This is a genomic window from Lamprobacter sp. (genome assembly GCF_034860625.1).
GTDB lineage: Bacteria > Pseudomonadota > Gammaproteobacteria > Chromatiales > Chromatiaceae > Lamprobacter.
Map to the genome: position 1 here is coordinate 1 of NZ_JAYESN010000176.1, position 6,974 is coordinate 6,974.

7 protein-coding genes are annotated in these 6,974 nt (G+C 62.4%); 3 read left to right on the plus strand and 4 right to left on the minus strand.

Going from position 1 to position 6,974, the window contains the following annotated elements:
* A partial coding sequence (locus tag VBE63_RS23025) for a DUF2283 domain-containing protein (RefSeq protein ID WP_323685353.1) occupies positions 1-220 on the plus strand: 220 nt, incomplete at its 5' end.
* Positions 221-327: 107 nt separating this feature from the next.
* Here VBE63_RS23025 and VBE63_RS23030 read toward each other — a convergent pair.
* Both VBE63_RS23030 and VBE63_RS23035 read right to left on the minus strand, forming a co-directional pair.
* The gene (locus VBE63_RS23030) at positions 328-1,530 is read right to left on the minus strand and encodes a TsoY family (seleno)protein (protein WP_323685354.1); all 1,203 of its coding nucleotides are present in this window, start codon (positions 1,528-1,530) and stop codon (positions 328-330) included.
* 387 nt (positions 1,531-1,917) lie between these two features.
* Positions 1,918-3,351, minus strand: a complete 1,434-nt coding sequence (locus VBE63_RS23035; RefSeq protein ID WP_323685355.1) for an AarF/ABC1/UbiB kinase family protein — start codon at positions 3,349-3,351, stop codon at positions 1,918-1,920.
* Positions 3,352-3,523: 172 nt separating this feature from the next.
* On the opposite strand from VBE63_RS23035, the gene VBE63_RS23040 reads away from it, so the two are divergent.
* Positions 3,524-3,907: a hypothetical protein gene (locus VBE63_RS23040; protein WP_323685356.1), complete on the plus strand. Its 384-nt coding sequence runs from the start codon at positions 3,524-3,526 to the stop codon at positions 3,905-3,907.
* Positions 3,908-3,932: 25 nt separating this feature from the next.
* Here VBE63_RS23040 and VBE63_RS23045 read toward each other — a convergent pair whose 3' ends face one another.
* Both VBE63_RS23045 and pmbA read right to left on the minus strand, forming a co-directional pair.
* A complete protein-coding gene (locus tag VBE63_RS23045; RefSeq protein ID WP_323685357.1) occupies positions 3,933-4,205 on the minus strand; it encodes a hypothetical protein in 273 nt (90 codons plus the stop codon).
* A 132-nt stretch (positions 4,206-4,337) separates the two neighbouring features.
* The gene (gene pmbA, locus VBE63_RS23050) at positions 4,338-5,687 is read right to left on the minus strand and encodes a metalloprotease PmbA (RefSeq protein ID WP_323685358.1); all 1,350 of its coding nucleotides are present in this window, start codon (positions 5,685-5,687) and stop codon (positions 4,338-4,340) included.
* A 343-nt stretch (positions 5,688-6,030) separates the two neighbouring features.
* Between pmbA and VBE63_RS23055 the strand changes: the two genes are divergently transcribed.
* The coding region (locus tag VBE63_RS23055) for an ATP-binding protein (RefSeq protein WP_323685359.1) at positions 6,031-6,974 on the plus strand (944 nt) is incomplete at its 3' end.

Genomic DNA, 6,974 nt, shown 5'->3' on the forward strand with positions numbered 1-6,974 from the left:
TGGCGGCGGCGATCGGGGCCTTTGGATGAAGACCACCTACTATGCCGAGGACGACATCCTAGACATCCAGATCAGTGATAAGCCTGTGGTACGTGATGTCTCACACGGCTGGAACGTCAATATCAGCTATGCCGAGGACGGCAGTGTCGTCGAGATTGTTCTGCTCGAAGCGCGCGAGCAAGGACTTTATCCGGTCGCCCTTGACCGAGTTGCGGCCTAGCGGGAGTGTCCGGTTGATCGGCGCCTTTTGCGTGCCATTGCGTCGGCGCCCAGCGGACGCCGACCGAGTTCGATACCTTGCCGACTGAATTGGATCGCCTGCTAGCCTTAGGTCGCGTTCGCAATGTGTGGCTGCGCTGACTTGCGCAACAGCTTACGGTTGAGCTTGAGCAAGGTCTCCAAGCTCTTCCACTGCACCAGGATCAGCGGCAGCATCAGCACGAAGAACGCCGGCGTCAGCGGCGTGACGAGGCCGTTGCCGACCAGCCCGAACATGATCCAGAACCAGCCAAAGACGAAGAAGGCCACCCCAGGGCAGATCAGGCTGTAGGCGCCAGGGCTCTTTTGCTCGCCGCGCAGATAGTCGCGGAAGTAGCCGAGGCGTTGCATCACCACGTAGCCGAGCAGCCCGAACAGGATCTCGAGCGAGAGGATGATCGAGGTCAGCACGAACAGCGCCGGCTTCGGCACCGTCAGATCGAACCCATGCTGCAGCCCCATGATCAAGCGCACCAGCGTGATGCCGGACAGGGTCAGGATCGGGATCAAGATCCACAAGCTCGGCGAGGCGCTGGCGCTGAGCCCATGGCGCAGCATGGCGTTGACGCCGACCACCAGCTTGACGAAGCCGAGCAGCGCCGAGAGGCTGAGGAAGAAGATCGCGAAGAACAGCCCGATGGCATTGATGAGCTGATTCTGGCTCATGGCGCCCGGTGCGGCGAAGGCCACGGCGATCATCGCGAAGGCGAAGATCGGCATCATCTGGCTCAGATTGGCGTTGCCGATGAAGTCGAACGAGCCGGTCATCACCAGTCGCGAGAGATAGTTGCCATACATGCGCAGGGCGGCGGCGCCGAGGATGATCAACACCACGAGTACGCCAGGGAACAGGTACTCGGCGATGTTCCAAAGACCTGGGATGGTGGCGGCGCCGACCGCGAACAGCACGTTGATGGTCATGGTCAGGGTCAGCGGGATGGCCATGAAGGCAACATCCTTATTGCGCGCCTCGATCTGCGCAAGATCGGTGGTCTGGCGCCAGCGACGATATTGCAGCAGGTTCCAGATCAGCAGCCGGATATGCATCGTCGCCATCGCCAGCATGCCGGCGATGCCAAGGATGATCAGCGGCCGTAGCCAATCGGCGCCGGTGGCCCAGAGGTCGATCAGATGATCCGCGGTCACCACCGGCGTGTCCGGGTGTGGTACCAGGAACATGAAGTAGAGATAGAAGGTCACGGTCAGCCCGCCCGCACCGAGGGCGGCGAGAAAGTAGAGAGGGTGATACCCCTGCTGAGGTGTCTCAGTCATGGTACTGCTCCGATGAAGATAAGGATATCGGGCAGAATATAAGTATCTTCTAATAATCTCATTGATGGATCGCAAACGCCGTCATCGCCCTGGGCGTCAGCAACGCACAGGACTGGGCGGCCAGCGGCCAGTGCTGGTAGGCCAGGTTTATCGGCTAACCTGACGAGCTGGCCTGATGAGCTAACCTGACGGGCTAGCCCGATCAGGCCGCATTGCGGGCCAGGGGCTTAGGCGATTTCTGTCAAATCTCATATCGCCTTGCGGGTCTTTTCGCTCGCCTTCTTCGTCGCGTTGTCGGTCACATAGCACGGCGATGCTCCCTACATCGCTCCTCGAAGGCAAATGAAAATCCTACGCAATTCGGTACGAGCTTTTCCGGCAATCGCCTTAGGCGTGCGTCGCAGGGCTGAGGTGAGCAGCGGTGCTGGAGATGTTTGAGCGGTTTTCTTGGCTCGTTTGGCTCGGATCGATCAGCGTGCCAGGCACACTGGCGTCGAACAGATAGGGCTCGAGCATCGCGCGGAGATCGACCTCCGCGCGCAGCCGGCGGCAGAGCATGAAGATGCCGGCGAACTTGCGCTGCAGGAACATGGTTGCCGGCTCTGGCATGTGGCTGAACTGCTTGTCTTGGAACATGTCGCGGCCACGCGCGAAGACCCGCTCGAACAGGGTCGAGCTGCCAAAATCGTAGGGGCCAGCGCTGGTGATGACCTCACCGGAGAGGCTGATCAGGTCGATCAGCCGGGCGGCCTGCTCGTCAGGCACATCGTCGCCGATATAGCCCAGCGCAACCGCACCTTGCCGCATGCCGGCTTGGTCATTGGCCAGCGTCGCGCGGGCCAGCGCGCGATAGCCGTCGATCAGCGCCGGCGGCACCGCGCGTGTGGCGCCAAAGTCGAGCAGCACGATGCGACGCGACTCGGCATCGTAGAGGAAGTTGCCGAAGTTCGGATCGGTCTGCACCAACGCGAAGTCGAACAACTCGCGGATCATCAACCGCGACATCAGTGTGGCGACCCGATTGCGCTCGCTGCGGCTGTACTGGCTGGCAGTCAACTGGTCGATCGAGACGCCCCCGGCAAAGTCCATCGCCAGCACGCGCGAGGTCGAGAGATCCTGATGCACGGCGGGCACCAGGAAATCCGGATCATCGCCGATCAGCGCGCGATAGGCCTGCAAGGACGCAGCCTCGGCCTCATAATCGGCCTCCTCATGCAGCTGTACCCGCGCCTCTTCAAGCATCGGCATCGGGTCGAAGCCTTCCGGCATCATGCCGAAATTGCGGCTCAGAAAGCCAAGGTTGGCGATGTCGCTGTCGATGCTCTCGCGCACACCGGGAAATTGGACCTTGAGCGCCAGGCGGCGGCCATCGCGGGTCTCGGCGCGATGTACCTGACCAATGGATGCAGCAGCGATCGGCTCGAACTCGAAACGCTTGAACTGCTTGTTCCAATCCTTGCCCAACTCGGCGCTCAGCACGCGATTGAGCTGGCTCAGCGGCATCGGCTCGGCGCGATCGCGCAGCGTGGCCATGATCTCGGCGGCCTCGGGCGTGAAGACGTCGGCGCCGTCCATCGACATCAGCTGCCCCATCTTCATCACCGCGCCGCGCATGCGGGCGAGACGATTGGTCAAGCGCTCGGTCGCCGCTGGACTCAGGCGGATGCGCTGACCATCGCCCTCACGGCTGCGCGCTAGGTCGATCATGCCGCGCAGGCCGATGCCGCTGGCGAAATCGGTGGTTGCGCGCCCCATGTGCCAGAGGCGGCTTAGGCGCTTGCTGGGGACAGCCAGTCCCGTTGTCGATGTTTTGCTCGCCATGAATGGCCTCTTGAGTGGTCGCTGTCGAGAGATGTCGTAGTGGGTGCTCGACAATTAATGCACAAGCCTAACAGCGCCCATCTGGGTTGTAGATGACAGATCGCAGAACCTGATCTGCGCCCCCGTGAACAGGGGCGAGACCGATCAACCTTCCGTACAGAGGAGTCACCCCATGAGCAGCATGATGGCCGTGCTACTAAACGGCCTTGCCCAGATCGAGTACGACCGTACAAAACCCTTGCCCGACTACCAGGGTGCCTATCTCGACAAGATGGACCGGAAGATGGAGTCAGAGGGCATCGATATCGACGGCGAGCGCATCCTGGCGCCGGCCCTGGAGCAAAAGGCGCAGTTTGTTGCCGCAAACCTGGCGACTGCGATCCTCTCCGACGAGGAGGCCCAGGCCGCGGCGATGACCACCTGGCTTGCCGAACGGCTGCCGGAGCTCAAGCAGGTCAAGCTGCGGGAGGAAGAGGGCGGTTTCGCGATCGAGCTCAACTTTGACGAGGTCTATATCCGACAACATCCGGTGCAGATCACACCGCGCCGGCACTGAATGCAGGCCCCGCGAATCGCAGGATTCAGACCCCCCGAATGGCGCGATCGATGCGCGCCTTGGCCTCGGCCCAGGCCGGATCGCCGATGCCCTCGACCACTGAGCGCTCCATCAACGCATAGGCGATCTGCCGCTGCTCAGCGGATAGATCGCCGAGCTTGCTGAGCTTGAACAGACGGCCGGCGCGGTCGTACTCCAGGGTCGTCACCAAGGCATAGAGCGTGAGTGCGGCAGCCGATTCTGGGGCGGCCTCGATGACGGCGATGGTGTCCGCAAGTGACTCGCTGATGTTGATCATCGCAGGCCTCCTGCTGAGGCTCGCGCGATGCATTGCCGGGAGGCGCCGAAATGCAGGGATACTCCGAAACGCCGGCAGGCGCTGCGATGCCGGCAGCGGATCAACTGGATCAACGAGTTGCCGCGCGTCGAACTATTCCCCCGCAATGGTCATCTCCTCCAGTAGCCAAGAGCCGGTGGTGGTGCTGCCGACAAAGTCGCAGTCGTTGCCGATCGCGACCAGCCCTTTGAACATGTCCTTGAGATTGCCGGCGATAGTGATCTCTTCGACCGGATACTGGATCTCGCCGTTCTCGACCCAAAAGCCGGTCGCGCCGCGTGAATAGTCGCCGGTGACATTGTTCACGCCCTGACCCATCAGGTCGGTGACGAACAGCCCAGTGCCCAGCTCGCGCAGCATCGCCGGCCGATCGCGCTCGCTCATGCCGACGCTCATGTTACGCACGCCGCCGGCATTGGCGGTCGTCGTCATGCCGAGCCGGCAGGCCGAGTAGTGGTCGAGCAGGTAGGTCTGCAGCACGCCATCGCGCAGCAGGTCCTTCGGCGCGGTCGCCACGCCATCGCCATCGAAGGGCGCGCTGGCAAGACCGCGCGGACGCAATGGGTCTTCGCTGAGTTGGAAGAAGTTCGGAAAGATCGGCTCGCCGAGCTGATCGAGCAGAAAGCTCATCTTGCGGTAGAGGCTGGAGCCATTGATGGCGCCACAGAGGTGGCGCAACAGCCCGGCCGCCTTCTCAGCGCGGAAGAGCACCGGCGCGCGCCGGGTACCGAGCCGCCGAGCGCCAAGCCGAGCCACAGTGCGCTCAGCGGCGCGCCGACCGACGCTCTCGGCGGACTCCAGATCCTCTGGCGCGCGTGCCGAGGTCCACCAATAGTCGCGCTGCATGTCGTCACCAACCTTGCCGACCACGGCGACGCTGAGGCCATGGCGGGTGCTCGGATAGCCGCCGACGAAGCCGTGGCTGTTGCCGTAGACCCTAAGCCCAGCGTGCGTGCTAAGGCTGGCGCCCTCGGAGTTGACGATGCGCGCATCCTGAGCACGCGCCGCGTCCTCGCAGTCGGTCGCCAGACGTACCGCGTCCTCGACGCTGATACCCCAGGGGTGTTCCAGGTCGAGCGCCGGGATCTCGGTCGCCATCAGCTCCGCCGGTGCCAGACCAGCGCAAGGGTCTTCCTGCGTGTACTTGGCGATGCTGCAGGCTTGCGCCACGGCATCGCTGATCGCGCCCGAGCTCAGATCAGAGGTACTCGCCGAGCCCTTGCGCTTGCCAAAGTAGACGGTGATGCCAAGCCCATGATCGCGGGTATGCTCGACCGTCTCGATCTCACCCATGCGCACCGCCACCTCGAGCCCGGTGCTGGCGCTGACCCCGGCCTCGGCCGCGCTCGCGCCGCAGCGCTTGGCCTCGCTGAGGAGATGATCGATGGCTGCTTCGAGCCGTTGGAGCTGGGTGCCGCTATCCGCGGTGGCCAAATTTGCCATGATGTACTGTCTACTGCCTCTTACTGAAGGGTGTTGCTGCCTGGTCCATGCGCTGACCTTAGGCGATTTCTGTCAAAGCTCATACCGCCTTGCTTGTCTTTTCGCTCGAAGGCAAACGAAAATCCTACACAATTCGGTAAGAGCTTTTCCGGCAATCGCCTTAAGGCCAACGTTGACCAAAGATTCCAACATAATCCACAGGATGTGGCGATCATCGGTGAAATCCGCAACGTCTGGGTGCCTGGGTTTCAGTCAGAGGCGTTCGGGCTTCGTCCTGCCCCGTCGCTGTTTGAGCGTCTGCTTTACAATTTGAAGTTCACGTCTTCAATTTGTAAGGTTTGCCATGATCCCTCGCCAAGCCGCCCATACCGCTCTGCGCCTCGCGCAGGGCTTTCCTGTGCTGCTGATCACCGGGCCACGTCAGTCCGGTAAGACCACGCTCGCGCGGGCGCTGTTTGCCGAGCGGCCCTATGCCTCTCTCGAGAATCCAGAGACCCGTGAATTCGTCCTCAACGATCCGCGCGGCTTCCTGGCACGGTTTCCGGATGGCGCGGTGATTGACGAGGTGCAGCGCGCGCCCGAGTTGATCTCCTACCTGCAGGGGCACGTGGATGAGCGTCGGCGCATGGGCGATTTCATCCTGACCGGCTCGCAGCAGTTCGGCCTGATCGCCGGGATCACGCAGTCGCTGGCCGGACGCGTCGGACGCATCGAGCTGTTGCCGTTCTCAATCGCGGAACTCGCTGCAGCGGCCGTGCTGCCGCCGACCCTGGATCAGATGATGTGGCAGGGCGGCTATCCACCGCTCTACGACCGACCGCTCTCGCCGCAGGATTGGTTCCCCAATTATGTCGCGACCTACCTTGAGCGCGACGTTCGCCAATTGCTGGCGGTGCGGGATCTGAGCCTGTTCCAGCGCTTCGTGCGCCTGTGCGCGGCTCGCACTGGGCAACTGCTGAATCTGTCTGCGTTGGCTAACGATGCCGGCGTTTCGCACACCACCGCGCGTGAATGGCTGACCGTGCTCGAGGCTAGCTACCTGATCGTCCTGCTGCGCCCCTATCACGAGAACTTCGGCAAGCGGCTGGTAAAGACACCCAAGCTCTACTTTCTCGATGTCGGCTTAGCGGCGGCCTTACTCGGCATCAAGGATGTCGATGGACTGAGCATCCATGCGCAACGTGGCGCATTGTTCGAGACGCTGGTGGTCTCGGAACTGATCAAGCAACGCTTCAACCAGGGTCAACCGGCAGAGCTGTACTTTTGGCGCAACAACACCGGCCAAGA